Here is a 269-nt window from a genome sequence, read left to right on the forward strand (position 1 = left end):
GTGCAGTTCTGATTTGACCAATTTAAAAAGAGAATTAGAGTGGCTTAAAGAACCTGACAAATTTTCACTACAAAACACCTTAAAAGATTTAGAAAACGCATATAAAAAATTCTTTAAAGAAAATACAGGATTTCCTAAATTTAAATCAAAGAAAACTAATAGATTTTCATATAGAACTAACTTTACAAATGGAAATATTATGTACTGTAGTCAATATATAAAATTACCTAAACTTGGTATGGTTAAAGTAAGGGATAAACAAATACCTC

Annotated in this window: 1 pseudogene; it reads left to right on the forward strand. The window is 26.0% G+C overall.

Annotated features, from left to right (window positions below):
* Positions 1-269, forward strand: a pseudogene (locus tag KGF38_RS20195) (IS200/IS605 family element RNA-guided endonuclease TnpB); the annotation flags it as partial.

It is taken from the genome of Clostridioides sp. ZZV14-6387, from assembly GCF_020657835.1.
GTDB classification, from domain to species: domain Bacteria; phylum Bacillota; class Clostridia; order Peptostreptococcales; family Peptostreptococcaceae; genus Clostridioides; species Clostridioides difficile_A.